27 protein-coding genes and 1 other annotated feature are annotated in these 26,445 nt (G+C 35.6%); of the genes, 8 read left to right on the plus strand and 19 right to left on the minus strand.

What is annotated here, in order from left to right:
* The 3 genes from FS486_RS01445 to FS486_RS01455 are packed head-to-tail and all read right to left on the minus strand — an operon-like array spanning position 1 to position 1,849.
* The gene (locus FS486_RS01445) at positions 1-1,008 is read right to left on the minus strand and encodes a beta-ketoacyl-[acyl-carrier-protein] synthase family protein (RefSeq protein ID WP_144509473.1); all 1,008 of its coding nucleotides are present in this window, start codon (positions 1,006-1,008) and stop codon (positions 1-3) included.
* Complete coding sequence (spoVAC, locus tag FS486_RS01450) at positions 1,002-1,457, minus strand: stage V sporulation protein AC (RefSeq protein ID WP_144509474.1); 456 nt, start codon at positions 1,455-1,457, stop codon at positions 1,002-1,004. The genes FS486_RS01445 and spoVAC overlap by 7 nt, the downstream gene beginning before the upstream one ends.
* Positions 1,457-1,849, minus strand: coding sequence for a YhcN/YlaJ family sporulation lipoprotein (locus FS486_RS01455; RefSeq protein WP_144509475.1), 393 nt, complete (start codon positions 1,847-1,849; stop codon positions 1,457-1,459). The genes spoVAC and FS486_RS01455 overlap by 1 nt, the downstream gene beginning before the upstream one ends.
* A gap of 131 nt (positions 1,850-1,980) precedes the next feature.
* Here FS486_RS01455 and FS486_RS01460 point away from each other — a divergent pair, with 131 nt between their 5' ends.
* On the plus strand, positions 1,981-2,493 hold the full coding sequence (locus tag FS486_RS01460) for a CotY/CotZ family spore coat protein (RefSeq protein ID WP_144509476.1): 513 nt from the start codon (positions 1,981-1,983) through the stop codon (positions 2,491-2,493).
* Positions 2,494-3,561: 1,068 nt separating this feature from the next.
* On the opposite strand, the gene FS486_RS01465 is transcribed toward FS486_RS01460, so the two are convergent.
* The 6 genes from FS486_RS01465 to FS486_RS01490 form a co-directional block, all read right to left on the minus strand.
* Positions 3,562-3,930 (minus strand): hypothetical protein, encoded by a 369-nt coding sequence (locus tag FS486_RS01465; RefSeq protein ID WP_144509477.1) that lies wholly within the window; start codon positions 3,928-3,930, stop codon positions 3,562-3,564.
* A gap of 57 nt (positions 3,931-3,987) precedes the next feature.
* Positions 3,988-5,340: a magnesium transporter gene (gene mgtE, locus FS486_RS01470; protein WP_144509689.1), complete on the minus strand. Its 1,353-nt coding sequence runs from the start codon at positions 5,338-5,340 to the stop codon at positions 3,988-3,990.
* A gap of 208 nt (positions 5,341-5,548) precedes the next feature.
* On the minus strand, positions 5,549-6,445 hold the full coding sequence (locus FS486_RS01475) for an RluA family pseudouridine synthase (protein ID WP_144509478.1): 897 nt from the start codon (positions 6,443-6,445) through the stop codon (positions 5,549-5,551).
* Entirely contained in the window at positions 6,442-7,248 is an 807-nt protein-coding gene (locus FS486_RS01480; RefSeq protein ID WP_144509479.1) for an NAD kinase, read from the minus strand. The genes FS486_RS01475 and FS486_RS01480 overlap by 4 nt, the downstream gene beginning before the upstream one ends.
* Positions 7,245-7,925: a GTP diphosphokinase gene (gene yjbM / locus FS486_RS01485; protein WP_144509480.1), complete on the minus strand. Its 681-nt coding sequence runs from the start codon at positions 7,923-7,925 to the stop codon at positions 7,245-7,247. Before yjbM ends, FS486_RS01480 begins: the two co-directional genes overlap by 4 nt.
* Positions 7,926-7,944: 19 nt before the next feature.
* Positions 7,945-8,328, minus strand: coding sequence for a UPF0738 family protein (locus FS486_RS01490; RefSeq protein ID WP_144509481.1), 384 nt, complete (start codon positions 8,326-8,328; stop codon positions 7,945-7,947).
* 99 nt (positions 8,329-8,427) lie between these two features.
* Between FS486_RS01490 and FS486_RS01495 the strand changes: the two genes are divergently transcribed.
* The 4 genes from FS486_RS01495 (at position 8,428) to FS486_RS01510 (ending at position 11,088) form a co-directional block, all read left to right on the plus strand.
* Positions 8,428-9,003, plus strand: a complete 576-nt coding sequence (locus FS486_RS01495; protein ID WP_144509482.1) for a CYTH domain-containing protein — start codon at positions 8,428-8,430, stop codon at positions 9,001-9,003.
* Between the two features lie 6 nt (positions 9,004-9,009).
* Positions 9,010-9,660, plus strand: a complete 651-nt coding sequence (locus tag FS486_RS01500; protein ID WP_144509483.1) for a lytic transglycosylase domain-containing protein — start codon at positions 9,010-9,012, stop codon at positions 9,658-9,660.
* 211 nt (positions 9,661-9,871) lie between these two features.
* Positions 9,872-10,270: a globin domain-containing protein gene (locus tag FS486_RS01505; protein ID WP_144509484.1), complete on the plus strand. Its 399-nt coding sequence runs from the start codon at positions 9,872-9,874 to the stop codon at positions 10,268-10,270.
* Entirely contained in the window at positions 10,267-11,088 is an 822-nt protein-coding gene (locus FS486_RS01510) for a ClpXP adapter SpxH family protein (protein ID WP_260857990.1), read from the plus strand. The genes FS486_RS01505 and FS486_RS01510 overlap by 4 nt, the downstream gene beginning before the upstream one ends.
* 625 nt (positions 11,089-11,713) lie before the next feature.
* Here the strand turns inward: FS486_RS01510 and pepF are convergent.
* From pepF to FS486_RS01535, 5 genes are all read right to left on the minus strand, one after another.
* Positions 11,714-13,534, minus strand: coding sequence for an oligoendopeptidase F (pepF, locus tag FS486_RS01515; protein WP_144509485.1), 1,821 nt, complete (start codon positions 13,532-13,534; stop codon positions 11,714-11,716).
* 50 nt (positions 13,535-13,584) lie between these two features.
* Complete coding sequence (locus FS486_RS01520) at positions 13,585-14,751, minus strand: competence protein CoiA (protein ID WP_144509486.1); 1,167 nt, start codon at positions 14,749-14,751, stop codon at positions 13,585-13,587.
* A 70-nt stretch (positions 14,752-14,821) separates the two neighbouring features.
* Complete coding sequence (mecA, locus tag FS486_RS01525) at positions 14,822-15,487, minus strand: adaptor protein MecA (RefSeq protein ID WP_144509487.1); 666 nt, start codon at positions 15,485-15,487, stop codon at positions 14,822-14,824.
* Between the two features lie 217 nt (positions 15,488-15,704).
* Positions 15,705-16,100 carry a transcriptional regulator SpxA gene (spxA, locus tag FS486_RS01530; protein WP_186321307.1) on the minus strand — a complete coding sequence of 132 codons (396 nt, stop codon included), beginning with the start codon at positions 16,098-16,100 and terminating at the stop codon, positions 15,705-15,707.
* A gap of 499 nt (positions 16,101-16,599) precedes the next feature.
* Positions 16,600-17,808 carry a putative glycoside hydrolase gene (locus FS486_RS01535; protein WP_144509489.1) on the minus strand — a complete coding sequence of 403 codons (1,209 nt, stop codon included), beginning with the start codon at positions 17,806-17,808 and terminating at the stop codon, positions 16,600-16,602.
* Between the two features lie 228 nt (positions 17,809-18,036).
* Here FS486_RS01535 and FS486_RS01540 point away from each other — a divergent pair, with 228 nt between their 5' ends.
* Together FS486_RS01540 and FS486_RS01545 are read left to right on the plus strand one after the other, a co-directional pair.
* Positions 18,037-18,552: a hypothetical protein gene (locus tag FS486_RS01540; protein WP_144509490.1), complete on the plus strand. Its 516-nt coding sequence runs from the start codon at positions 18,037-18,039 to the stop codon at positions 18,550-18,552.
* A complete protein-coding gene (locus FS486_RS01545; RefSeq protein WP_144509491.1) occupies positions 18,456-19,571 on the plus strand; it encodes a hypothetical protein in 1,116 nt (371 codons plus the stop codon). The genes FS486_RS01540 and FS486_RS01545 overlap by 97 nt, the downstream gene beginning before the upstream one ends.
* 83 nt (positions 19,572-19,654) lie before the next feature.
* Here the strand turns inward: FS486_RS01545 and FS486_RS01550 are convergent, their stop codons facing one another.
* From FS486_RS01550 to FS486_RS01570, 5 genes are all read right to left on the minus strand, one after another.
* Entirely contained in the window at positions 19,655-20,596 is a 942-nt protein-coding gene (locus FS486_RS01550; protein WP_144509492.1) for an ABC transporter ATP-binding protein, read from the minus strand.
* On the minus strand, positions 20,596-21,660 hold the full coding sequence (locus tag FS486_RS01555; protein ID WP_144509493.1) for an ABC transporter ATP-binding protein: 1,065 nt from the start codon (positions 21,658-21,660) through the stop codon (positions 20,596-20,598). The genes FS486_RS01550 and FS486_RS01555 overlap by 1 nt, the downstream gene beginning before the upstream one ends.
* 15 nt (positions 21,661-21,675) lie before the next feature.
* Positions 21,676-22,695: an oligopeptide ABC transporter permease gene (gene opp3C / locus FS486_RS01560; RefSeq protein WP_144509494.1), complete on the minus strand. Its 1,020-nt coding sequence runs from the start codon at positions 22,693-22,695 to the stop codon at positions 21,676-21,678.
* A complete protein-coding gene (gene opp3b / locus FS486_RS01565; protein WP_144509495.1) occupies positions 22,695-23,627 on the minus strand; it encodes an oligopeptide ABC transporter permease in 933 nt (310 codons plus the stop codon). Before opp3b ends, opp3C begins: the two co-directional genes overlap by 1 nt.
* Before the next feature lie 200 nt (positions 23,628-23,827).
* The gene (locus FS486_RS01570; protein ID WP_144509496.1) at positions 23,828-25,543 is read right to left on the minus strand and encodes a peptide ABC transporter substrate-binding protein; all 1,716 of its coding nucleotides are present in this window, start codon (positions 25,541-25,543) and stop codon (positions 23,828-23,830) included.
* A gap of 237 nt (positions 25,544-25,780) precedes the next feature.
* Here FS486_RS01570 and FS486_RS01575 point away from each other — a divergent pair, with 237 nt between their 5' ends.
* On the plus strand, positions 25,781-26,125 hold the full coding sequence (locus FS486_RS01575; protein ID WP_144509497.1) for a DUF3899 domain-containing protein: 345 nt from the start codon (positions 25,781-25,783) through the stop codon (positions 26,123-26,125).
* A 53-nt stretch (positions 26,126-26,178) separates the two neighbouring features.
* Positions 26,179-26,396 (plus strand) — a binding site (T-box leader).
* Positions 26,397-26,445 lie beyond the last annotated feature (49 nt).

A 26,445-nucleotide genomic window follows, 5' to 3' on the forward strand; every position in this document is an offset into this window, starting at 1 on the left:
TTATCCCCTCTTCTCCATACGGCATTCAATGGCATGAGCAATACAAGGAATTGTTTCACCTTGTTGAAAAGTTAATGGTGACAATAATGCCCCCGTTGCAACAAGAAGCACGCGGCTATATACACCATTTTTTAATTGGTTATAGACATAACTAAAAAAAACTGCAGCTGAACAACCAGCGCCGCTTGCTCCTGCGTTAAAAAATGAATTATCCCCATAAAATTGTGCACCGGCATCCTGTAAAATTACACCGCTATTCTCATCTTGAAACATTTCCTTTAATATCGCTAAACCTATTTTCCCTAAATCACCGGTCATAATAACGTCATAATCCGCCATGCTACTATTAGTATTTTTTAAATGCCTTTCTATTGTGTCTCTTGCTGCAGGTGCCATCGCAGCTCCCATATGTAAAGGATCTGTTTGTCCGCCATCAACTACTCGTCCAATTGTCGCATGTGTAATAATGGGGGCATTTTTTGCATGTTTTTGAAGTAAGGCATAGCCTGCCGCCGTCACTGTCCACTGAGCACTTCCAGGTTTTTGAGCACCATACTCAATTGGATATCTAAACTGCCTTTCTACTGCCGGATGATGACTGGATGCTCCTGCCAAAATCGATTTAGCGTTTCCAGACTCTAAGAGTAGGCTGCCTATTATTAATGATTCCATTGAGCTTGCACAGGCCGAAAAAACTCCCATATAGGGGATTGCTAATTTTCGAGCCGCAAAATTTGTCGGAGATAGCTGATTGATCAAATCACCTCCAATAAACATATCAATGTTTTCCATCTGTTCTTTTCCTTTTCGGGCTGCTAATATGCAAGCTTTCTCTATATAACGGGTATTTGCTTGTTCATATGATTCCCCTTTTTCATTCTCTAATGGAAGTATTTCATCAAATGAATCTACAAAAGAACTTTCTTTCTCCACAGGACCAACAACTACACCCGTGCTCGCTATGCTAGGCATTTCCTTAAACTGAATTGTCCCAAATACATTTACCATGAGACCACTCCCATTTTCACTAATATTGTTTTAATTAATGCTACTAAAAAAGCGGAAAGTACACCGAATACAATAACGGAACCAGCAAGCTTGAACATATTACCACCTATCCCTAACACATATCCTTCTGATTTATGTTCAATCGACGCTGAAATGACGGCATTACCAAATCCTGTTACAGGAACTGCTGAGCCAGCTCCTCCAAACTGAGAAATCTTCTTATATAAACCGGTACCTGTTAAAATCATGGCAATGAACACCATAGTAGCTACCGTCGGATTGCCTGCGGTTCGTTCAGTGAACGGAAAAAATCGTATATAAAATAAAGTAATGAGCTGTCCGACCGTGCAAATAATACCTCCAACTAAAAAGGCTTTTATCATATTTACTAGTAGAGGGGCTTTAGGTGTTTGTTTATCGACAATTTTATCGAATTGTTTTTGATCCATTATGTCTCTTCCTTTGAAAGTAATTTTATTTCTTCGATTTTTTTTGTTAGTTCCTTTGTTTTCAACTTTTTATCTATTATTTCTTCTAATTCCCATCTTATTTTTAAATCACCGCTAACTAAAATTTCTTTATTTGGGAGCTTTTCTTCTAGTTGCTTCTTAATTTTTTTTTCTATCTTTTCTTTTTTAAATCGTTTCATCCTTTTAATATCAATAGCAATGAGGACATCATTTTCGTTTACTACGCTTTTATAACCGTTGATCGTGTCTTGCTTATTTAATATTTGCTGCAGTGGTTGAGTGTCTACTTCAGGGTAAATAGCTTCTTCCCTTTCGCTTGAACAACCTGTTAAAAGCAGCAACATAAGGCAAACACATAATATTTTTTTCATTGGCACTTGCTCCTTTTCCGGTTAGTATGCACCGTGAAAAATGAAATATACAAATGGTACTGTGATATTTGCCCTTACCATTCAGATGAAATTACATAAGTTAGAAAGAGATGAAGAGGAGGTGAATTTCAATGGGTTGTGGAAGAGTGGAAGATGTTACCGATGTGACAAGAAGTGGTCATTGTGTTTGTGATGTCGTACGTGCAATTAAAGATATTCAAGATCAAGCAACTGATGATTGTGCTCCATGTCCTACAAATTGTTTCCTAGAGCCACTTGGAGGTCTTGTTAGCCCTGCTAGACACCAAGCAGATACTCGTGTATTCATGCTTTTAACAAAAGATGGAGATCCTTTCAAAGCATTTTTTAGAGATAGAGACAGATTCGATTGCGATTGTATCTCAGTTTATTTCCGAGTAGAAGATATTTTTGACGGCTGTTGTGCAACGTTACGCGTACTAGAACCACTTAACAGTACAAGAGGCGAAGTAAATTTATTAAGCGATTGTGGAACAAAAATCGATTTAAGAAAACTTTGCCATGTACGTAATTTCGCATTAACTGGTAGCTGTATTACTGTAGATTTGAACTGTTTCTGTGCAATTGAATGTGTAGCAGACGTATTTTTAGATGTATGTGACTGATCGTTTCCATACTTGTAGTGTCTATTCCGTTCGGGACTTCCCGGACGGTTTTATTCTATACACTAGTTTAACCTCTAATACATAATAAAAATGGAGAGACGTGAGACGTTGCATAATCTGCTATTTTGAGGGATTGGAGTGAAATTGGCGGTGACTCCAACAGGTTCAAGTAAGAATGATGAGACTTCGCCGTCCACTTTTACAGTTACCCTTAAAAAGGGACATCCGATCAAAGAGTGATACTATCCGATCATAAAAGTGGGACATCCGATCGTAACAAGGCAGCTTCCGATCATAAGAAACTCGTCCGAATAAAGTGTGATACTATCCAATCATAAAAGAGGGCCATCCGAGCATAACGAGGCAGCTTCCGATCATAAAAATCTCATCCGAGCAAAGAGTGATACTATCCAAGCATAAAAGTGGGCTATCCGAGCATAACTAGGCAGGATCCGATCATAAAAATCTCATCCGAGCAAAGAGTGATACTATCCAAGCATAACTAGGCAGCTTCCGATCATAAGAAACTCGTCCGAACAAAGAGTGATACTATCCTATCATAAAAGAGGGCCATTCGAGCATAAAAGTGGGCTATCCGAGCATAACTAGGCAGCTTCCGATCATAAAAACCTCATGCGAGCAAAGAGTGCTACTATCCAAGCATAAAAGTGGGCCATCCGAGCATAAAAGTGGGCTATCCGAGCATAACTAGGCAGCTTCCGATCATAAAAATCTCGTCCGAACAAAGAGTGATAATATCCGATCTTAAAAATGGGCTATCCGAGCGTAAAATTAGCACAATTTTTAATGGAACTTAAGATGGGAAATAAGTTTGCCGAAGCGGGCCGATTGAGCAGAAGCAGGAGATTGACTCGAATGTATAACCCGAGAAGTCTAGGTGAAAGTGATTGATACGCATTATTCCTATTGCAATATGGAAAATATATCCTCAGGCTTGAAAAATTACAAAAATAAAAAGCAAGTAAGCGAACATTATGTCGTTCACTTACTCGCAATGAAATTCTTTTTAGGACTATTTCAGTGTCCTCTATTTGCTCTATAGTTTTTTTATTTCATTTCAACCCCACGCCATACAATTCGCTTTACTTGATCGATCTTGTACGTCATGAGCTCTCCAGCACCGATTGAAAAAGTAACCTGTTCATCGTCTACAGAATCCACTTCTCCTTGAATCAGTGCGCCATCCTCTAAATGGAAAACTAACGGCCGGTATACTTTACGTTGAAACGGCTTTGAAAGAAATTTTAACTTATCTAATATAGCAATTGTTTTCTCCGTCATACTAGAACGTATTTCATATATTGATGTACTTTCATCTTGTTCTTCTTCCATTTGAATCTCTACCCTTACACCGGGAGGCAAATGAAAAACAGGTGGACCTTTTATGAAAAGTAAAGGATCATTATTATAACTCACAGACACATCCTTTTTCCTTTACTTTATGCATTCACCTAAAATAATGTGATACCACACCTATAAAGAGGAGATAAATACAGTAGCAAGCCCAAGATAAATTAATATACTAATTACATCGTTAATCGTTGTGATAAAAGGTCCTGAAGCAACAGCAGGATCAATTTTCATGCGTTGAATTAATAAAGGGATAAATGTCCCACCAATTGTGGCCACAAAAATAGAAACAAAAATAGCAGCTCCAACTAACAATCCAATTACTAAATCATGCTTCCAAAAGAAAACAATACCGATTACTATTATTCCACATAATAGCCCTGTAGTGAGACCTGTTCCCGCTTCTCGTGCTAGAAGCTTCATTTTACTTTGCTTTTCAATGTCACCTGTCGCAATCCCTCTTATAGCAACGGCGAGTGCTTGAGTACCACTATTTCCGGCCGTTCCAGATATAAGAGGTATAAATACAGCGAGCAATGCAACTTTTTCTAAGGTTCCTGTAAAAACACTCATCAAACTTGCTGTCATCATACCTAAAAATAATAAAATAATAAGCCATGGCAGCCTCTTTTTTGCAGCTTGAAAAGGATTTTTGTCAAATGAATCCATGTCGGAAACACCGGCAAGCTTTGAATAATCGTCCGATGCTTCTTCATCTAATACATCAATTATATCATCAACTGTAACAATCCCAAGAAGATGCTGTTCAAAATCTACTACCGGTACTGCTAAGAAATCATAGTCTTTAATCATATGTGCCACTTCTTCTTGATCATCGCTAACTGATACGCTGACAACCCGTTCGTTCATAATATCCTTAATAAGCGTATCTTCATCCGCTATAATAAGATCACGAAGAGAAATTACTCCCGTTAATTGGTGATTTTCATTCACAACAAATAGATAATAGATTGTCTCAGCATTCGGGGCTTCATTTCTAAGTATAGTCATTGCAGAACGACAAGTGGAATTTTCGGGAATCGCAACATATTCCGTTGTCATAATGGATCCGGCGGTATATTCCTCATAATGAAGAAGATCTTTGATTTCTTGTGCAGACTCTACATCCATTATACTTAAATAACTTGCAACCTCGTCTTTACCCAATTCATTTAATACGTCTACCGCGTTATCCGCATACATATAGGAAAGCATGTCTGCTGCATAGGTTTTATCCATTTCTTTTAAATAGAAGTCATATTGCTCGTCTTCAAACTTTGTCGCTTCAAACAGTTCAGCCATTTCTTTAGGAGATAGGTAGTGAAAGATTTTCTTTCGTATTTCTGGCTCCACCTTTTCAAAAAATAGCGATTGGTCATAAGGATGTAGCTGCATAAATTCTTCTCTAAACTCATCCATTAAATCCTTACTTAAAAAACCAATTAAATTTGACTCTTCTATTTGCAACTGATCCATTTCTTCTTTCACACTTTTCCCTCCTTCCAGTGCTCATACCTATTCATTGTATGGGCTTAAATACGAATAAGCAACCTCTTTCATAGAAAAATGGCATTGTTTACGTTGTATTATTCCCCGGGAAATCATTCTAAAACGATTGGACAATTGAAAACGAAAAAAACCACAAAAAAATACCTAGTATTCAGGATTTTTTAGTGGCTTTCAATTAGATGAAGCTAATCATATCTTTTGGGAATGGAGATACAATTTGTAAATTCTGCTTTGTAAAAGGGTGTACTAAATTTAACTCTCTTGCATGCAATGCTTGTCTATTGATAAACCTCTGGCTACCGCCGTATAAATCGTCTCCGATAAGTGGGTGACCAATCGACATCATATGTACCCGTATTTGATGGGTGCGCCCGGTATGTAGACGTAACCTTACATGGGTAAGATCTTCTCCTTGCATATGAAACCTTTTTAACACTTGGACAGATGTTTTAGCGTTTTTCCCTTCCGGTGAGATAATACGCTCAATAATACTTCCATTTTTACGACCGATTGGTGCATCAATTAGAAAACTATCATTTTCAACAGTTCCATGTACAATTGCCTCATAAGTTCTCGATATAGCACCATTTTTTTGCATTTCACTTAACAAGTGGTGGGCATGTCTGTGTTTTGCAACACAAATAACTCCCGAAGTGTCCTTATCTAATCTTGTGACAATATGAACAGTGGAAGAAAGTCCACTTTCCTCTAAGTAACCAGCTACAAAATTAGCGATTGTCCCCTTTGGATGTTCGCGTGAAGGAATTGTACTAAGTCCAGCTTCCTTGGAAAAAATTAAAAGATGTTCATCCTCAAAAAGAATGGGGAACACACCTTTTTGAGCGATTAGTCCCCCACTCTTTTTCTCTTCTGGAAAGATAATTGTAACGATATCATCTTTTTTTAATTGATGTCTAACTGTTTTTTCTTCTCCATTAACGAGTATGAAGCCGCCTTCATATTTAATACTTGCCAAGGCTTTTTTAGAAATACCATATTGTTTAATTGCATCCCGAAGTAGTAATTGGGATTCTTTTACGTCAAATGTTAACTTTACTTGATTATTTTTCATTTCTCTAAATCACTATCGATGAACGAATCATGTACCCGTTGCCAAAAAGGGAAAGATCTAAAGCGTGCGAAACGGATTTTATCATCTGCCACTCGATATTTAATCGATTGCACGTCTTTATGCAATAATTGTAAATGATCAATTGTGACCATAAAATCTGGGCCTTTTACTGGTTTTAACAAGCAAGAATGATGCTTGGGTAATACGAGAGAGGATCCGACCGTACGAAAAACCCGATTATTGATAGATGCAATTTCTGCAAGTTGCATCGCTTCTAGTGAAGGATGTACTATTGCCCCACCGAGCGCTTTATTGTATGCCGTACTTCCAGAAGGCGTTGACATACAGAGCCCGTCCCCTCTGAATCGTTCGAAATGCTTTCCATTTAGTTCCACATCCATAACTAAAGTTACATCTGGCGATTTGACAGTCGATTCATTGACTGCAAGATAAACCGAACTATCTTCCTCATGCCTATAATTGATTGTTACTTCTAAAAGTGGATATTCAATAACTTCAAACTCTTTTTGTGCAATGCTAATAACTAGCTTTTCGATTTCGATTGGCTTCCAATCTGCATAAAAACCTAGATGGCCAGTGTGAATACCTACAAAGGCAACCGAATTTGTTAAATGCTTATACTTGTGAAAAGCATGTAATAAAGTTCCATCTCCCCCGATTGACAACACAATATCTGGGTTTTCTTCATCGCAGATAAGTCCAAAGTCTACTAAATATTTTTTTGCAGTTTCCATTAAGCGATTGGATAACTCATCATTTCGTGATTGGATAAAAAACCTCATCGTTCGCGCCCCCTCTCTTCTTTATGGCTTTCATGGATTCTTGGAGTGGATAATTCCTTATTTTCACTAAAGTACTTTTGAGCTTCTTGTATTTCTCCTCGTATTAAAGACATTTCCTCATCTAGCCTAAAAGCTGCTTCCGCAGCATATTGTAAACGTTTTTTTATCTCTTCTGGAAAGATTCCTTTATACTTATAATTTAACGAATGTTCAATAGATGCCCAAAAGTTCATTGCAAGTGTGCGAATTTGTATCTCTGCTAAAATATTTATCTCGCCGTGTATAGTTTGGACAGGATACTCAATAATCACATGGTACGATCGATAACCACTTTGTTTTTTATGAGAAATATAATCCCTTTCTTCCACGATTTTTATATCTTTTCGAGAGCGTAATATTTCCACCACGTTTTCAATATCATCTACAAACTGACACATCATCCGCAAACCAGCGATATCAGGTATTTCTTTTGCTAATGTTTCAGAAGGTTCAAATACAATACCTTTCACAAGCGACTTATCATAAATACTTGCTAACGGTTTTACACGTCCTGTTACAAATTCAATCGGCGAGTTTGTATTTTCCATTTCATATTGTGTACGCATTCCTTTTAACTTTACTTTCAATTCGGAAACTGCTTGCTTGTAAGGCTCTAAAAAACGTTCCCATTGCCCCATAAACTCACCTTCATTTCACTTATGCTTTTAATATTTCTTCAAATGCTTCTTCTACCGCTTTGGAAAATTCGACACCGTAGTTATCATTTCCTTCAATATTAAATATAAGCATTTCAAGTTCTTCTTTAAACTTTTGTAGAGTAAGTTCCGCTTCACCGAATTGTAGTGTTGGGTCTTCCTCTGCTTTTAATGTATTTACTAATAACGGCCAAACGTCTTGTCCGAACTTCAAGTAATGATACCCTGTTTCATCTTCTAATAAGTAGACAAAAGATAAAGAATCGGAATCAGTAATCATTTGTCCCCCTGCTTTTATAGTAGGTTGATTTGGTGTTTCTTCTAGTGTAAATCGAATATCATTTTCTAATTGCACACCGCTGTGTACGAAATAAGTAATAGGCAAAATAAATCTTTCCTTTCTGTCCATTCTTTCACTATTTTATCATATTGAAACTCATTGCAAACCGTCTATAATAGAAATAATAGGAAAGGTCGTGAAATTATGCATTCTGAACAAGAAATCGAGTTTAAGAACCTTTTAACAAAAGAAGAATTTCAACGGTTGATAGACGCTTTTATGTTGACAACTCATGATTTTCAAACACAAACAAATTATTATTTCGATACGATTGAAAATTATTTTAAAGAAAAGAAAATGGGGTTTAGATTACGCGTTTTGCCTCATCGCAACGAGCTAACTTTAAAAATTCCAGTACAAGAGCATATTATGGAGGAACAAACAGAAATACTGACAAACGAAGAGCGGGATGCTATTCTCCAGCATTCAAGCTTTCCTCCAGTTTCTTTTTTAGAACAAATAAAATATAATGGGCCCCTTATCTGTATCGGCAGTATGCAAACGAATCGTGCTCAAATTGCTTATAACGGAGGGATTCTTTTTTTCGATCACTCTCATTATAGTCAGACAGAAGATTTTGAGGTAGAATATGAAAGTCAGGATGTCGAAAATGGGCGAAAAAGCTTTCTTAATTTATTAGAAAAACACCATATAACTCATAGACCTGCCGACAAAAAAATTGCTCGCCTTATGAAATATAATAATTCGTTGAAAGGTTGATACCTCTTGGATATTCAATCCCTCAAAACATTAATCGAAATAAATGCCATGCAATCGCTTGGAGCAGTTCAAAGCTCACAAAATAATTCCTCTACCTCTCTTTTTTCTGAGATGTTAGGACAAGTACTTCAAACTGGTGAAAATAATACAACTTCATATAATGATAATTCATTGTTTTATAATGGTAGTTCCCCTGTTTTTATGCCATCAAACTTTGCCTATCAACAGGAAAGCTTGGTGAATAGCATAGCATCTTATGCACCGTCAAATACAATGACAAGTTCTGATTTTAATGACATTATTAATCGCGCAGCAGTAACATATAATGTACCAGCAAAACTAATTAGCTCTGTCATTAAACAAGAATCCAATTTTAACCCGTCTGCTTTAAGTTCTGCAGGAGCATCTGGCCTCATGCAATTGATGCCAGGAACTGCTAAATATTTAGGTGTGACGAACATATTAGACCCAGAGCAAAATGTCATGGGCGGCGCCAAATATTTACGCCAGATGCTCGATCAATTCGATGGGAACATAGAAACGGCACTCGCTGCTTATAATGCAGGACCTGGTGCAGTAAAAAAACATGGTGGCATCCCTCCATATAAAGAAACACAAAATTACGTTCAAAAAGTTTTAAACAACTACCAAGCATAATATGGACACGACCTTTTGCTAGGTCGTTTTTTATTGTAACAACGGAAGTCAAGAGGAAGTAGGTCATACAGTCGTTGCAATACAATATCGCGATTTTAGACCGTATTCCTATGACATAGGCGCTTCCGCTTTTCTTGCAGTCTAATTATTTGAGATAATTCTATTGGATTGATAGAATGATAATAGAGCTAAAGCAAAGGAGTAAAGAATAATGACGCAAAAGCCAATACTTCCTTACGATGAGATCGGAGCAGAAAAATTATCCCAGCTTGTCGATACGTTTTACAGTAATGTAGCCAAACATCCCAAGCTGAAGCCGATCTTTCCAGATGACTTAACGGAAACCGCAAGAAAACAAAAACAATTTTTAACACAGTACCTTGGTGGTCCTAATTTATATACAGAAGAGCATGGACATCCGATGATGAAAATGCGTCATAATCCTTTTCCAATTACACCTGAAAGGGCTAAAGCTTGGCTTGCTTGCATGAGAGCCGCAATGGATACAGTTGGTCTTGAAGGAAAGTTTCGTGAAACTTTTTATAGAAGACTGGAACTTACTGCCAACCACATGGTCAATCAAATGAGTCATGAGGAGGAAGAATTGTGACAAGAACACTAATTCCGACTGAAACGATTACATCTCCTTTACTAAACAAGCCTATAGAAATGTACGTTTTTCTTGATCCACTTTGTCCGGCTTGTTGGGAAATGCAACCGATTATTCGGAAATTGCAAGTGGAATATGGACAGTATTTTACGATTCGAACAGTGCTTAGTACACAGTTGAGTAATTTAAATACTGTTTGTAAAATGCCAATTGAAGATAATACTAAGATTCATTGTGACTTTCCAGACATCGAGCATTCCGTTTTCCCTTCAATCGCTGTGAAAGCTGCAGAATTTCAAGGAAAAAAAGCTGCTCTTCGTTTTTTCAATAAAATACAAGAATATCTTTTTATTAAAACTAAGAATGTTACTTCCTTATCTGTTTTGCAAGAAATAGCAAATAAAGTAAAGATCGATGTAGCGGAATTCACAAAAGATTTTAAGTCAAAAGAGTGTGCACGTTCTTTCCAAAGCGATTTATCTATCACATCCGAAATGGATGTCACTACATTTCCAAGTATCGTATTTTTTAATGAAAATATTGAGGATGAAGGTATAAAAGTTTCTGGTATTTATTCATATGACATTTATGTACAAATACTTCAAGAAATGCTATATGAAAAACCTGAAATACAAGATCCTCCTGCTCTCGAAATACTTTTTGATCGTTTCCATTCTCTAACGACTAATGAAATTGCTAGCTATTATAATATTTCCGAACAACAAGCAGAACGAGAGCTGAAAAAACTTCTATTACTTCAGGTTGTGGAAAGATTAGTATTACCCGACCTTGTCATATGGCGATTGAAAAATAAATAAAATAACGCTCTCCACTTTCAAAGGATGGAGGGCGTTTTTTTATCAGTAAGTAAATTTAATAAATAGAAAACCCCTTTTCCTCAATTAGGAAAAGGGGTTTTCGTTTACAAAGGGGATGGGAGAAATGTTCACGTTCAAACAAAGGGGTGTATGTTATCTTGTGATTTATTTCACACTCTTACTTTATCATGTCCTAAATTAAAATACAATATATTAGCCTGTAGTTTCACAAATTCGTCATACATTAGACGTCTAACCTTCTTCTGAATGGATTGTGTGTAGGGATTGGGGAGCTTGAGGGACTTTTTGGGGAACTCGATGTTTGTTTTGGGGAACTCGCGGCTTGTTTTGGGGAACTCGATGCTCTCTTTGGGGAACTCGTGGCACTCTTTGGGGAACTCGTGGCACTCTTTGGGGAACTCGGGGCTTGTTTTGGGGAACTCGATGCTCTCTTTGGGGAACTCAGTTCGCTTTGGGGAACTCGTTACACGCTTTGGGGAACTCGTTACACGCTTTAGGGAATTCGATGCTCGCTTTAAGGAACTCAGTACACGCTTTGGGGAACTCATTTCCCACCAAACAAAAAGACTAAACCGATTAGGCATCAGTTTAGTCTTGTTAATTCTTATTCTGTTAAAAGCAGTTGTTCTAATTCATTTAACTTTTCTTCAAATACACGACATGCTTCTTCAATAGGAGCAGCGGTGTTCATATCTACTCCCGCTTTTTTCAATACTTCAATTGGATAATCGGAACTGCCTGCTTTTAAGAACTCATTGATATAACGATCAACAGCTGGTTTGCCTTCTTTCAATATTTGGTTGCTTAATGCGGTAGCAGCACTCAATCCTGTAGCATATTGATAAACATAATAATTGTAATAAAAATGTGGAATTCGCGTCCATTCTAATCCAATTTGTTCATCTATGACAATATCGTCACCGAAGTACTTTTGATTTAGTTTATAATATTCTTCTGTTAATTTATCTGCTGTTAAAGCTTCACCATCTTGATCGAGCTGATGAATAATATGCTCAAATTCTGCGAACATTGTTTGGCGGAATACGGTACCACGGAATCCTTCTAGCCAATGATTCAATAAATAAATGCGTTTTTTTGGATCCTCAATAGTTTTTAATAAATAATCATTGAGTAATGCTTCGTTGCAAGTAGATGCTACTTCCGCAACGAAAATGGAATAATCTCCGTATACATATGGCTGATTTGCGCGCGTGTAGTAACTATGAATGCTATGACCAAATTCATGTGCTAAAGTGAATAAATTATTCACGTTATTTTGCCAGTTCATTAAAATATATGGATTCGTTCCATACGTACCAGAAGAATAAGCTCCCGAACGTTTTCCTTTCGTCTCCACTACATCTACCCAACGATTTTCTAATCCTTGCTTCACAATCGCTACATATTCATCGCCGAGCGGTGCGAAACTTTTTAACATAGCATCACAAGCTTCTTCATATGTGTACTCCATTTTCAACTCTTTGACCAATGGCGTGTATAGATCCCACATATGCAACTCATCCAGTTCTAGTACTTTCTTTCGCAAACTCACATATTTATGGAGTAAATGGACATTTTTATTGATGGTTCCCACTAAATTATCGTATACGCTTTCTGGAATATGATTTCCAGACATTGCTGCTTCACGTGCAGATGTATAATTTCTAATTTTAGCGTTTACATTGTCCCCTTTAACGTTCCCTGCTAAGGTAGAAGCAAAGGTATTGCGGAATTGACCATACGTATCATACATTGCTTTGAAGGCATCTTCTCTTACTCGTCCGTCTTCACTTTCTAAAAAGCGTGAATATCGACCATGTGTGAGTTGTACGTCATTGCCATTCTCATCTTTGATCGAAGGAAATTGTAAATCAGCGTTATTAAGTTTTCCAAATGTCTCCGATGAAGCTCCTGCAACTTCGGAAAATTGAGCCAAAAGTGCTTCCTGCTCTTTTGGAAGTATATGTGGACGTTCTTGATTAATCTCTTCTAGAACTTTTCTGTACAATTGTAAATCATTATTTTCCGATAAGTACTTGGTAAGGATTGATTCATCCAGCGATAAAATTTCTGGCACTAAAAAAGATAGTTCCGTAGATACTTTCACAAATAGGGACTTTATACGGCTATCCATTGCTTGATACTTGCTATTAGCCGTATCTTGGTCTGAACGCATATGGGCATAAGAATAAAGCTTACGTAAACGCCAAGTGAGCTCATCGCGATAAGTTAAAACCGCAAATAAGGCATCTGCCCCCTTTGCAATGGTTCCCTGAAATATAGTAGCTTTTTCAGCCAGTTTCGCTACCTCTTGAAATTCTTTTTCCCAAACTTCATCTGAAGAAAAAATATCCTCTAATCTCCATGTCAAATGTTCTTCTACTTCTTCACGTGTTAAAATTTTATTAGTTGTTTCAGTTGTCAAAATGAACTCCCCTTCCAGTTGCTTCGAAATTCGAATCACTCCTTATTTTCTCAATTTTCAGGTCGCTTTGCAAGGAAATCACTATAAAGTAATTGATTCATTTTAGTAATATTGAATTTGCACAAATAAGCGACAGGATCTGACTTTATGAGACATTTTTGAAGTATAGACAAATACGCTTGGACCGCCTTTATTCGGTAAGGATGAAGATCCGAAGCACCAGGAAAAGTTAGGAGAAACATTTCGCAATCATGATCGGAAGCCCGCTCGATAGGAATTTTGAACCTTTTCAAGTAATCAATAAGTTGAATTTGCCATTCGACAGCATGTACAGAAAAAGCAGAGGCATATGCAGTTGGTATACCTATAAAAATAGGTAATCGTTTGGGGAGAAGCTGCCACCTATAACATATTTGCAAAAATATAGATTGTACACCTTTTCTATTAAAATAGTATAAATTATTTACATGCTTGAATCGTTGTTCTCTATAAATACGTAAATAATTTTCATACTCATACATGGTTATGCGTTTTACTATTGCAAATGGCCAGGATTGTTTTTCGAGTGATAGCTTTTTTACTTTAACAATATAATTATTCGATTTAATGTGTAAGGGATCGGAAATATAATGAAAGTGTTTGTTTTGGGGATTATAAGTAATAATCATTTTTCCGTTAGTGGGGGTTACAAGGAAAAATTGCCGATAATATGCTGATAAACGCATAAGTCCTATTTCTCGAGATGGGAACTCAGAAATAGAAGGTGTTCTTAAAATCCAAAGTGGCTCTATATTTTGCTGTTTATATCCTTCATGTCGTTGTAGCATTTTAGTCAATAAAATTGGACTACATTGAAATTCAATAGCAATTGATGTTTGTCTGCTTTGCATCAAAATATCTGGCCTTTGTTTAATTGATGGTATAAATGGCTCGAGTTGAGGATTTCTTTTTTGTTTTTGGAAGAATTCATACAATTGTATTTTACCATTCAGATGATCTTCACTTTCTCCTTCTGAAAAAGAATGGTTACATTCTGAATGCCGCTTATGAGCAAAGTGCGGGATATTGATCAATCCATTCTTCAAAATAACTTCTTCGTTACATTGCAAACATAGAAAAGAGTTATTTTTTTTAAACTGTTTTAAGTATTCTCGGGAATAGTTAGAAGAAATTATTATGTCTCCTTGTTTGGTCGCTGCCGTTAATATGAAAACCACCTCCTATTCAAATGTACGAATTTTCAGCAAAGAAATCAAGCAAAAAAAAAACCTTCTAATAAAAGAAGGTTTAAAAATGCCTATTTAGTTCTTCGAATACATCATTTACAATGATATCTTTTCCATATTCTTGAATCATATGAATAGTTGTTTTTGTACTATTAGCAAATTCAGAAATAACACTTAGGGTATTTAATACGCTCTCAAGCTCCGTTAATTCTAAATTAAAAATTACATGTAAATGATACTTTTCCGCATAATGATACAATGATGTTTTGAAATTTACTTTATCTAATTTTTTTGCTAGAACTAGTAAATCTTCAAAGTTTTCAAACACGAATGTATATTCAGAAGGAATATCTTCATCATCCATGTAGTGGGAAAAATCATCGAACTCATGAGGACCTATAGAACTGGAGACACCATTTTTGAAAATTTTATTAGAAGGGTCATCCATTTCAAAATTATCATCTGATCGTTCCTCTTGTTTACCTAATTCCGTTCGGGTGACAATCACTTCCAAACCTTTTTCCATCGCATGAACTTGTATCCATAAAGGACCATCTAACTCTTCAAAATGATCATCATCATGAACTTCATCCATCATCTCCCAAAAAAGCTGCTCGCTCTTATCTTTGTTAAACCATATTTCATCTCGGCTGAAGCCTCTTTCTTCAATGTCGATGTATGAAATGTATACTTTGAAAGTGTTATCATTGATACGCTCGATATCCATTTAACACATCTCCTTTCGCTTCCTACCGTTTCGTATAATGTAGTGTCTAATACTATTGTATGTTGTTTATGAAAAAAAGAAAAGGATTCCAGCTTTTCTTTTCAAATTATTAAACACATTTGCATTGTAAGAAAATTTAGTCCTTAATGCAAGCATTCTAAAAAGAAAAACCGATTATTTTCAAAGGTTCTTTGAAAATAATCGGCTCAGTTAACTTCTAGTTAACAAGTTTTTGTGCTTCAAGTAACTGATATGCACGAACTTTTCTAGGTAAGAATCTACGAATTTCGTCCTCGTTATAACCAACTTGCAGACGTTTTTCATCTAGAATGATTGGTCTACGTAACAGCCCAGGATATTCTTGTATCAGTTCGTATAAACGTTGTAAAGGAAGGCTTTCCACGTCTACATTTAGTTTTTGGAATATTTTTGAACGAGTTGATATGATTTCATCTGTCCCGTCTTCTGTCATTCGTAAAATTTCTTTTATTTCACCTATAGTAAGCGGTTCAGAAAAAATATTACGCTCAGTATATGGAATTTCATGTTCTTCTAACCATGCTTTTGCTTTTCTACAAGAAGTACAACTTGGTGAGGTAAATAATGTAACCATCATAAAAAAACACTTCCTTTCAATTAGTGATCGTGTTATATGAATTAGTTTATAATTAATTTAATTTAATACTTTACATTTAAAGTATACACCACATTTAAGTCATTTAAAATACGTTTAATCGAAAAATTTATACTTTAAAAGAAGATGTCACAATTTCGTTGAATATATATAAGGTTATCTTACATAGTTGAAATGATATATACTTATATCAAATTAATACCCATCTCATTTCCCGTTTAAACATAAAAAACAAAAAATAGTTTTATTCTCAATTAGAGCATGACTATTGAAAATCACTGTTATACTAAATAGTACGTATTTCATGAAATAAAGTTTCATTCATCATAAAAAAAGTACAAGTAATTAAACATGTATGGATAATTCCTAATTTATAGGATAAGCTTCGAGGATAGTAGTTCGTTTTTTTGTTTGCTAATTTCACTACTAGAAGTGTTTAGGAAAAAAGGATCGGATTTTAAAAATCCGATCCTTTTTCTTATGGGGTGTAATCTACACCAGGAGAATACTTATTTCCAGCATTCCAAAGTAAGTATTCCATAATACCGGCTTCATTCAATGCTTTAATCTGTGCTTCTACTTCCTCTTTACCATATGTTTGATAATTCCCTGCTCCTAGATAAGAGGCAGTAAAGTCTTGAAGCCACGGTCTAGAAACTGGAGGGTTCTCTAACTCTCCTAATTTTGCATTTTCTACTTTTGCATATTCTTGTACTAATCGGTAAGGCTCTAAGTCTGGTTTTGCTATCCCAAAATAAGATGTCCAATGACTCGGATATATCATAGAAGAAATGACATCTACGTTTTCGGATATTTTCGAGAAATTTTGTCCAATTCCTGGTGCTTCCGGTAATGTTGCAGAATAACCAAAAATATCTACTGAAACCTGGGCACCATACGGCTTCAATTTTTCATTAGCATAAGCTACAAAATCGGTGACTGCAGCAACTCTTCGTTGAACTGGATCAAGCTCAGATGTTTCATATTTCCCCATGGAGTACTTTAAGGTATCCTCTCTTTTTTCAAATCCTTCAGGAAAACGCACATAGTCAAATTGGATCTCTTTGAATCCCATTTTAGCAGCTTCGGTTGCAATTTCTACATTATAGTCCCATACCTCTTGAAGAAATGGATTAACAAATGCTTCTCCTCTTCCATTTTTCCATACGGAAGAACCTTCAACGAATGACCACTCTGGCTTTCTTTCTGCCAATTCGGTGTCTTTAAAAACTACCACACGTGCAATTGGATAAATTTCTTTTTCTTCCATTGTTTCAAGCATAGCTCTAGGATTCTTTATGTATGGTTTTCCAATATCATATTTTGCAAGGGATGAATCTTCACTTGGAATATAAGTTAAATTTCCGAAGTCATCCTTAATATCAACAACCATTGCATTTAATTCAGTTGAGTCTAGCAGCTCTAACAAGCTATTGAATCTAGCTCCTCCTGCAGAATGTCCAGTTACATATACGCCCCTTACAGCATCTGGGTATTTAAATGTCAGTCCAGAGTCATAGGTGAATAATTTAGATGCGGAGACAATTGTTTCATCGATTGACTCAAAACTATATTCTTTCGTTGAAAACTTTTTGGCAAACAAACTAGATTCCGCTGATACAGTACTAGGTACTAAAACAGTAGCTGCTATACTAAAAGCGGCTAGTATTTTTATAGTTTTTTTCATTTGACAGTTCTCCTTTCCGCGTTATTTATTAATTTTAACAATACTATTTTTGGAAAGAAAGAGCAATAAGACTAAAAGTATGCAGGGTTAATCTCCTATACTCTAATAGATGGAAATATATACTCATAATTCCCAAATTCTATTTACTCAAACCTAGTTTGATAGTATAGTTTATTTATAAGTAAGTTCAAGAAAATTCTGGATTTTATTTTGAGAGGGAAGTTTCCATTGAAAAGAAAATTATTAGTAGTAAGCGGTCTAATTATTTGCTGTATTATCATGTTTCTATATTGGTCTACATTGAAAGTACAAATCCAACTTCCTTCTGAACAATGGAGCCGTTCTTTTCAAGTTGACTCATTGACAAGTAATTTCTCTAAACTTCAAAGCGTATCAGAAGAAAATGGGTACACGCTAAGCTTGCTGGATTTTAGAAAGCTCGTTGTTCTATCCTGTGATATGGATATGATATGCGAAGAGAATCGAAGAATTAATAGATTAAATACCTATAAAAATACATGGAGCAATAAAACAGATTCCTATTATATAAGAGGAGATTCCCTTATACAGGCGAATAGTTCTTCGAAGGAAACGAAAATTGCATCTAATGTTTCGAACTTTAGTATGTCAGATGATGTAATTGTATATTGGACAGAAAATCGAGATTTAACGGTCCAAATAGTGATCTATCTTCAGATGCTCAAAATTTCCAAATGGATGACCCAATTACTACTGTTAAAATAGTAGAAAATCAAATTTTTGTTGTAACAAAGAATAAGGATGATGAAATTTATAAACTATTTAGCTTATCGAATGAGATAAATAATCTCTTACAGTTTCAATTAACTTCATCAGAATATCTTTCATCAATAAATATTCTTAAACAAAATGATAACAACTATTCTTTACTAGTAGATAAAAAAATAGGGTCTGCTGCTTCAATTACAAAAAGTTTGGAACTAGCAAACTTTAATCTTACTTCAAACCAGTCACCTACTTTCAACAAACTTTCAATTGTTGATGATGAAACAGGCTTACAATTAAAAAACATTCAATTTCCAACTATTTATCAAGGAAAACATGGATCATTCATTACTTTCTCGTCTACATACTATGATTTTTCTGGAGAAAAGGTGACAAAAGTTTTTGTAGGTAACCTTTCCGATCAGATAATTCATGCAAGCGCTCTAACAAAAAAAGGCTCCCGCTATGAACGTCCCATATTTTTAAATGAACAAACAGTCGCCTATCTGAAAATGAAAGGTGCAAATCGCTTTTTAGAATATTCATCTACAGATGAGGAAAAAATACTAGAAAGCAAAGGAATAATGGAAGGCGATTACAAAGCTGCAGGATACATATTAGTAAGTAAATCGTTCAATGGTTTTATACTTATCTTATTTTCATTTGTTTGGCTTGTTCCTACTTTTCTAATAACCTATGGCATATTATTACTACAAAAAAGAAAATTTGTTCAACGATATAACACAACTTTTATCATACACTTAATTGCATTATTTAGTATTCAAGCCTATTTCTTTTACCGATTTACTTCCCTAGAATCTGTTGTTTATAATATTCCATATATAACAGAGAGTTGGCAGTTCACTATTATATTGGGTGTATCGGCTATTTTATCAGTGTTACCTTTATTTATATTCCGTTACAAGTTATCGGAAGATACGTTTAACCTTTTTGTTTTGTATACGACTTTTATGAATTTAACTACATTATTTTTGTTAATAGGACCTTATATTTTTTAAAAAGCAAAGCGCAGCCTGCGTTTTTGCTTTTCTTTTTTGATTCACAAAAAAAACGGCCATCCTAAGTAGGATGACCGACAAAATTATACGCGTGATTGGGAAATTGCTTTTAAATTTTCTAGTTCTTTTTCAGAACAATATACAAAGTGCCCTGGTGTAACTTCTCGCATTTTCACTTCTTCCCCATCCATATATTTATGGGATGCTGGATCGTATGATTTACGTACACGAGTCCGCTCATAATTTGGATCCGGAAGTGGAATAGCAGATAAAAGAGACTGCGTGTACGGATGCAAAGGATTCGCATATAATTCTTCTGCAGGAGCTAGCTCCACAAGTTTACCAAAGTACATAACTCCAATACGATCGGAAATATATTTAACCATTGATAAATCATGCGCGATGAATAAATAAGTTAATCCTTTCTCCTTTTGCAGTTCTTTCATTAAGTTAACGACTTGAGCTTGAATTGAAACGTCAAGTGCTGATATTGGCTCGTCCGCAATGATAAATTCAGGATTCACTGCTAGTGCTCTTGCAATACCTAGGCGTTGACGTTGACCACCAGAGAATTCATGTGCGTATCGATCAGCATGCTCTCTATTCAATCCCACAGTCTCTAAGAGTTCTACAACACGCTCTTTGCGTTCCTTGGGATTTTTCACAAGACCATGAATATCCAATCCCTCTGCAATAATATCCAATACTTTCATACGTGGATTCAGTGAAGCATATGGATCTTGGAAAATCATTTGCATTTTACGATTAAATATTTTTAAATCTTTTTTAGATTTTTTATCATGTACGTTAATACCATCATAGATTACTTCACCATCTGTAGCATCATATAGACGGATAATCGTACGTCCTGTAGTAGATTTTCCGCATCCTGATTCTCCAACTAATCCTAATGTTTCTCCTTTGTATATATCAAAGCTAACATCATCAACAGCACGAACTTCATTTGGCTTACCTTGATTGAAATATTGCTTTAAATTTTTGATTTCTAGTAATTTTTCAGCCATTAGTAAGCACCTCCTTCAGTTCCTTCATAATAGCGACTTCCTGGATACTTTTTCATACGCTCCACGATTGCGAGTGGCGGCTCCACTTGTGGTGCTTCTGGATGTAATAACCATGTAGCAGCATAATGTGTATCACTAACTTTAAAAAATGGCGGTGCTTCTTCTAAATCAATTTTAAGTGCATATTCACTACGAAGTGCAAATGCATCTCCTTTTGGAGGATGCAATAGATCAGGTGGAGTACCTGGAATTGCGTATAATTTTTCTTCTTCCGCATCTAATGAAGGCATAGAGCTTAATAATCCCCAAGTATAAGGATGTTGTGGATTATAGAAAATCTCATCCACGGTACCAATTTCCACAATTTTGCCTCCATACATTACAGCAACTCGGTCAGCAACATTTGCTACTACTCCTAAATCATGCGTAATGAAGATAATAGAAGTATCAATCTTTTTCTGCAAATCCTTCATCAGTTCAAGAATTTGTGCTTGAATAGTAACATCTAAAGCCGTTGTAGGTTCATCGGCAATAAGAATTTGCGGATTACATGCAAGCGCAATTGCAATAACAATACGTTGGCGCTGACCACCAGAAAATTGGTGAGGATATTGTTTAATACGTGCTTCTGGTTTAGGCATACCTACTAAACGCAATAAGTCGATAGCTACTTTACGAGCTTCTGACTTACTTACTTTTCTATGTTTTAAAATTGGCTCCATAATTTGATTGCCAATTGTCATCGTTGGATTCAATGATGTCATTGGATCTTGGAAAATCATCGAAATGTCTTTTCCACGAATTTTTTGCATCTCTTTATCAGATAATTTCGTTAGATCTTTTCCACCAAATAAGATTTGTCCATTTTTAAATTCAGAACTATGTTCAGGCAACAGACGCATAATTGACTTTGTCGTTACAGATTTACCAGAGCCAGACTCTCCAACAATTGCAAGGGTTTCCCCTTTTAAAAGATCGAAATTCACACCACGAATGGCTTTAACTTCTCCCGCAAAAGTGTGGAAGGAAAGCTCTAGGTCTTTAACTTCTAATATTTTTTCCATTTTCGCTTTCCTCCTTTAGTCTTTCATCTTCGGATCAAATGCATCACGTAAACCATCACCTAATAGGTTAAATGCAATCATTAATACACTAATAATAATCGCTGGGAACACTAGAATATGAGGTTGGAACTGTACTAATTTGTATCCATCATTTATTAGTGTACCTAGTGAAGCGGTTGGTGGTTGTAGTCCAATTCCAATAAAGCTTAAAAAGGCTTCAAAGAAAATTGCTCCAGGAATTGTAAACATAGTGTTAATAATAATAATCCCTAAAATATTCGGTAAAATATGCTTAGAAATAATACGACCATTACCTGCCCCTAGCGTTCTAGACGCAAGTACAAACTCTTGGTTTTTAAATTTCAATACTTGTCCACGTACAACACGGGACATACCAATCCAACCTGTAATGGTTATCGCGATAATAATCGCAGTAAGCCCTGGGTCCATGAACAATATCATCAAAATAACTATTACTAATGTAGGAATACCATATAGAATTTCTACAATACGTTGCATTACATCGTCCACACGACCTCCGTAGTATCCAGAAATACCACCGTAGGCAACTCCAATGACCATATCGATTATAGCAGCGACAAATGCGATAAATAACGAGATTTGTGTACCTTTCCAAACACGTGAGAACATATCTCGTCCTAATCCATCAGTACCAAACCAATAATAAGTGTCTACTTTTTTCAATTCGTACATGTCTACCTTTTTACCAGCCATCTTGCCTTCTCCATCAAAAATCCCTAACTTTTCAAGACCAGGAACTTTTGGAGGTAAATTAGCATGTGTTAATGTTTGCGTTTGCGCATCATGTGGGCTAATCATCGGACCTACAAATGACATGATAATGATGAAAGCCAAAAGAAACATACTTACAATCGCTGCTTTATTTTTTCGGATTCGCAACCAAGCATCTTGCCAAAAGCTCATACTAGGTTTAGTAATACGCTCAGCATGGGTACTATCAATATGAACTTGTTCAAATGAATCAGCAGGTAGTTTTTTTGTATCTAAACTCATTAATTATTACCTCCTGATAAACGAATACGTGGGTCGATAATTCCGTAAAGAATATCTACTAGGAATATTACAACAATTAAGAACGCAGAATAGAACAATGTTGTTCCCATAATAATTGAATAGTCGTCGGACATAATCGATTTAACGAATTGCTCACCAATTCCCGGTACTGCAAAGATTTGTTCAATAACTAACGAACCAGTTAATAATCCAGCAGCCAATGGCCCAAGAACTGTAACCAATGGAATTAAAGCATTTCGGAATGCGTGTTTAAAAGCTACTTCGAATCCAGACGCACCTTTAGATTTTGCTAGTGTAATATAATCAGAACTTAATACTTCTATCATTTCCGTTCTGATAAAACGAGATGCTGTCGCAAGTGGTCCCATTGCTAACGCAATGGAAGGTAGAACACTCGACATCCATCCGTCTTTCCATAATGCTACAGGGAACCATTCTAATTTAACACCAAACCAATACTGTAAATATGTTGCAAAAACGAAAGATGGAATAGAGATACCGACAATAGCAATAAAAGTACTACCGTAATCCCAAATGGTATTTTGTCGTAATGCGGCAACCATACCTAATAAAATTCCTATCGCCACACCAAGTACCAATCCTTGAGCTCCAATTTGAAAAGATGGTCCTAAACGTTTAATAATTAATTCAGTGACACTTGCATTTTTAAATTGGAATGAGTTACCTAGATCACCTTTAACTAGGTTTACCATATACTTACCGTATTGTACTGCCACCGGCTCATCTAATCCATATTTCGCTTCCACTATCGCGAGCTGTGAAGGGGATAGTTTAGAAGCGGAACTTATCGGGGATCCTGGAAGCGCCTTCATTAGGAAGAATGTAGCTGTCGCAATCAGGAAAAACGTTATAACCATATATATAACACGTCGAATAATATATTTTGCCATCTTCGCACCTCCTATATAAATATTTACTATGAAAGTATCATACTATAATTCTTATAAAACAGAAACATTTAAATTCATAGAAATATTTACCTCGAAATAATAAAATATTTCGTGAATTCTGTTTCATTTAAAAAGAGAGTATATGACCCAAAAAGGATGCCATATACTCTCTGTCTATGAGATTTTTTGCCTACAACTTCTTAGTTTTTACCTTCGATATAAGCCCATTTGTAGCTATAGTCTCCACCGAATGGGTGAGAAACAATACCTTTAACATATGGTTTTACTAAGAACATTAAACCACGTTGATAGATTGGTGCAACCGCATAATCTTGATCTACGATGATTTTTTCAGCTTTAGCCATAGCTTCCCAACGAGCTGCAGGATCCATTGCTAATGAACCATTGATATCTTTTAATAATTTATCGTACTCAGGGTTTGAATATGACATTTGGTTATTACCGCCGCCAGTTTCCCATAAGCTTAAGAAAGTGAATGGATCTTGGTAGTCAGGACCCCATCCAGCATTTTGGATATCGTAATCTTGGTTTGTGTCTAAGTCAAGACGTACTGAGAATGGTACTTCTTTAAGTGTAATTTTTAGACCTGGTAAGTTCTTTTCTAATTCAGATTTCAAGTACTCATCCATTTTCTTAGCAAGATCAGAGTCTCCACCAAGAATTTCTAACGTAAGTTCTTTAACACCTAGTTCTTCTAAACCTTTTGCAAAAGCAGCTTGTGCTTCTTCTGCATTAAATTTAGCCATATCTCCGTTTACATCACGGAAGTCATTTCCATCTTCATCAAAAGCAAAGTCTCTTGGAATGAAAGAGTATGCTGCAGTAGATCCGTTTGCTAATACTACATTAGCTAAATCTTCTTTATTGAATCCTTTAGAAATTGCTTCACGAATATTTACGTTTGCAAGTGGAGATTTCTTTCCATTACGTTCTTGGTTAAATTTGAAATAGAATACTGAAGTATCAGATTCATTTAATAAGTCTGGATCCGCAGCATATTGCATTGCATATTCACCAGAAAGACCAGTACGATCTTTTTCACCATTTGTATATAAGTTAACTGCAGTAGCAGTTTCTTTTACTACATCATAGTTGATTTGAGTAAGTTTTACATTATCTTTATCCCAATACTCTTCGTTTTTAAGTAATTGCCAAGTTAAACCTGTTCCATCCCAACCAGAAAGTGTGAATGGTCCATTGTATAAAAGTGCTTCAGAATTTTTCGCATAGTTATCACCTTGCGCTGTAACGAATTCTTCTTTTTGTGGTAAGAATGTTCCAAATGACATTAGTGATAAGAAATAAGGAATTGGTTTTTCAAGTGTTACTTCTAATGTTTTTTCATCTACAGCTTTAACACCAAGTTCAGTGTATTCCATAGCTCCTTCAGAAATTTCAGTAGCGTTTTTAATAACACCATTCATCATGTATGGACCGTATTCAGAAGCAGTATCTGGGTTCATAGCACGTTTCCAAGCAAATTCGAAATCATTTGCAGTTACAGCAGAACCGTCAGACCATTTTGCATCACGTAATTTAAACGTATATACTAAACCGTCTTCAGAAACTGTTGGTTCACCATCAGAGATTGCTGGCTCAGCAATGTTTTCTTGATTTAAACGGTATAAACCTTCATTTACGTTGTTTAAAAGATCAAAACCAACTGAGTCTGTTGCAAGTGCAGAATCCATTGTTGGAATCTCAGCACCCATAACTAAGTTAAGTACTTGTTCTTCGTCCGCAGCCACTTCTGGTTCTTCTGTCTTTGTTGCATCATCTTTTTCTTTGTCTGTAGTTGTTTCTTTGCCTTCTTCTTTATCGCCGCCACATGCAGCTAGGAATAGAGCAACAACTAACAATAGGCTTAAAAGCCATGCAAATTTGCTATTCTTCAAAAGAATAACCCCCCTTTAAATATTCTGAAAAATTCATTACAATAATTATTATACATTTTCTGCGAAACTTGTACAGGTTTTTCTAAAATATTTTTACAATTCAGTAACAAAATCATTACATTGTCCTAACAATTGAGAAAGTTTGGAAATCATTTTTCAATTTTTTTACAGAATATTGATGAAACTTTTGATTATTTTTTTCTAATCTTCTATAATCGAATATTGTAGAGGTGAAATATGAAGAAGAGAATTTACTATTTTTTAGGTTTGCAACTCCTTATTTTAATACTAATGTTTTTATTTAATGGAAAAATTAGCCTAGTTTCTTATGCAAATATGTCTTTCTACGTAGGAGGAATAATTACCTTTTTTGGTTTATTGGCATATGTGGTTTCTGGTGGTTTTTTTGATTTTTTTATTGAAAGTAGTAGAAAAATATTTACTCCAAAGAGAATGAAGGATGATGTGAATAAAATGCGGTTGCCTTCGGAAGTTTTTTCTTTTCCGTTTAAGCCAATTATTGCATTAGGGTTATCTAGCCTATTATGTATGTGTATTGCATTGCTCTTTCATTATCGTTAGATCTTCGACTTGATTTTCGAGTTTCTTCTATATTATAATGTTCAAAACAATATAGCTGAGCTTTGACGAAGAAAAGTATATTTGGTTATGTATGAAAAGAGAATCTGTGGTTGGTGCAAACAGATCATACATCAAATAGAATGGGCTTCCGAGCAGTATGTGTGAACATCTAAGTAGCACATACCGTCTCCTTCACGTTACGAAGAAGAGTGGCTAATTTATTATTAGCAAGCTGGGTGGTACCACGGATTTAACATCATTCGTCCCTTTTTATAGGGATGCATGATGTTTTTTTATTTTGTTCGAACAAAAATATTAAG

The organism is Bacillus sp. FJAT-22090, assembly GCF_007676755.1.
GTDB lineage: Bacteria > Bacillota > Bacilli > Bacillales_A > Planococcaceae > Psychrobacillus.

Coding starts and splice junctions, on each gene's coding strand:
- mgtE (WP_144509689.1), bottom strand. CDS start 5,340: ATGGATCAGTTGCAAATAGAAGAGTCAAATTTAATTGGTTTTTTAAGT.
- opp3b (WP_144509495.1), bottom strand. CDS start 23,627: ATGGCAAAATATATTATTCGACGTGTTATATATATGGTTATAACGTTT.
- FS486_RS01535 (WP_144509489.1), bottom strand. CDS start 17,808: ATGAAAAAAACTATAAAAATACTAGCCGCTTTTAGTATAGCAGCTACT.
- FS486_RS01555 (WP_144509493.1), bottom strand. CDS start 21,660: ATGGAAAAAATATTAGAAGTTAAAGACCTAGAGCTTTCCTTCCACACT.
- yjbM (WP_144509480.1), bottom strand. CDS start 7,925: ATGGGGCAATGGGAACGTTTTTTAGAGCCTTACAAGCAAGCAGTTTCC.
- spoVAC (WP_144509474.1), bottom strand. CDS start 1,457: ATGGATCAAAAACAATTCGATAAAATTGTCGATAAACAAACACCTAAA.
- FS486_RS01505 (WP_144509484.1), top strand. CDS start 9,872: ATGACGCAAAAGCCAATACTTCCTTACGATGAGATCGGAGCAGAAAAA.
- opp3C (WP_144509494.1), bottom strand. CDS start 22,695: ATGAGTTTAGATACAAAAAAACTACCTGCTGATTCATTTGAACAAGTT.
- spxA (WP_186321307.1), bottom strand. CDS start 16,100: ATGGTTACATTATTTACCTCACCAAGTTGTACTTCTTGTAGAAAAGCA.
- FS486_RS01475 (WP_144509478.1), bottom strand. CDS start 6,445: ATGAAAAATAATCAAGTAAAGTTAACATTTGACGTAAAAGAATCCCAA.
- FS486_RS01575 (WP_144509497.1), top strand. CDS start 25,781: ATGAAGAAGAGAATTTACTATTTTTTAGGTTTGCAACTCCTTATTTTA.
- FS486_RS01445 (WP_144509473.1), bottom strand. CDS start 1,008: ATGGTAAATGTATTTGGGACAATTCAGTTTAAGGAAATGCCTAGCATA.
- FS486_RS01550 (WP_144509492.1), bottom strand. CDS start 20,596: ATGGCTGAAAAATTACTAGAAATCAAAAATTTAAAGCAATATTTCAAT.
- mecA (WP_144509487.1), bottom strand. CDS start 15,487: ATGGATATCGAGCGTATCAATGATAACACTTTCAAAGTATACATTTCA.
- FS486_RS01460 (WP_144509476.1), top strand. CDS start 1,981: ATGGGTTGTGGAAGAGTGGAAGATGTTACCGATGTGACAAGAAGTGGT.
- FS486_RS01480 (WP_144509479.1), bottom strand. CDS start 7,248: ATGAGGTTTTTTATCCAATCACGAAATGATGAGTTATCCAATCGCTTA.
- FS486_RS01455 (WP_144509475.1), bottom strand. CDS start 1,849: ATGAAAAAAATATTATGTGTTTGCCTTATGTTGCTGCTTTTAACAGGT.
- FS486_RS01495 (WP_144509482.1), top strand. CDS start 8,428: ATGCATTCTGAACAAGAAATCGAGTTTAAGAACCTTTTAACAAAAGAA.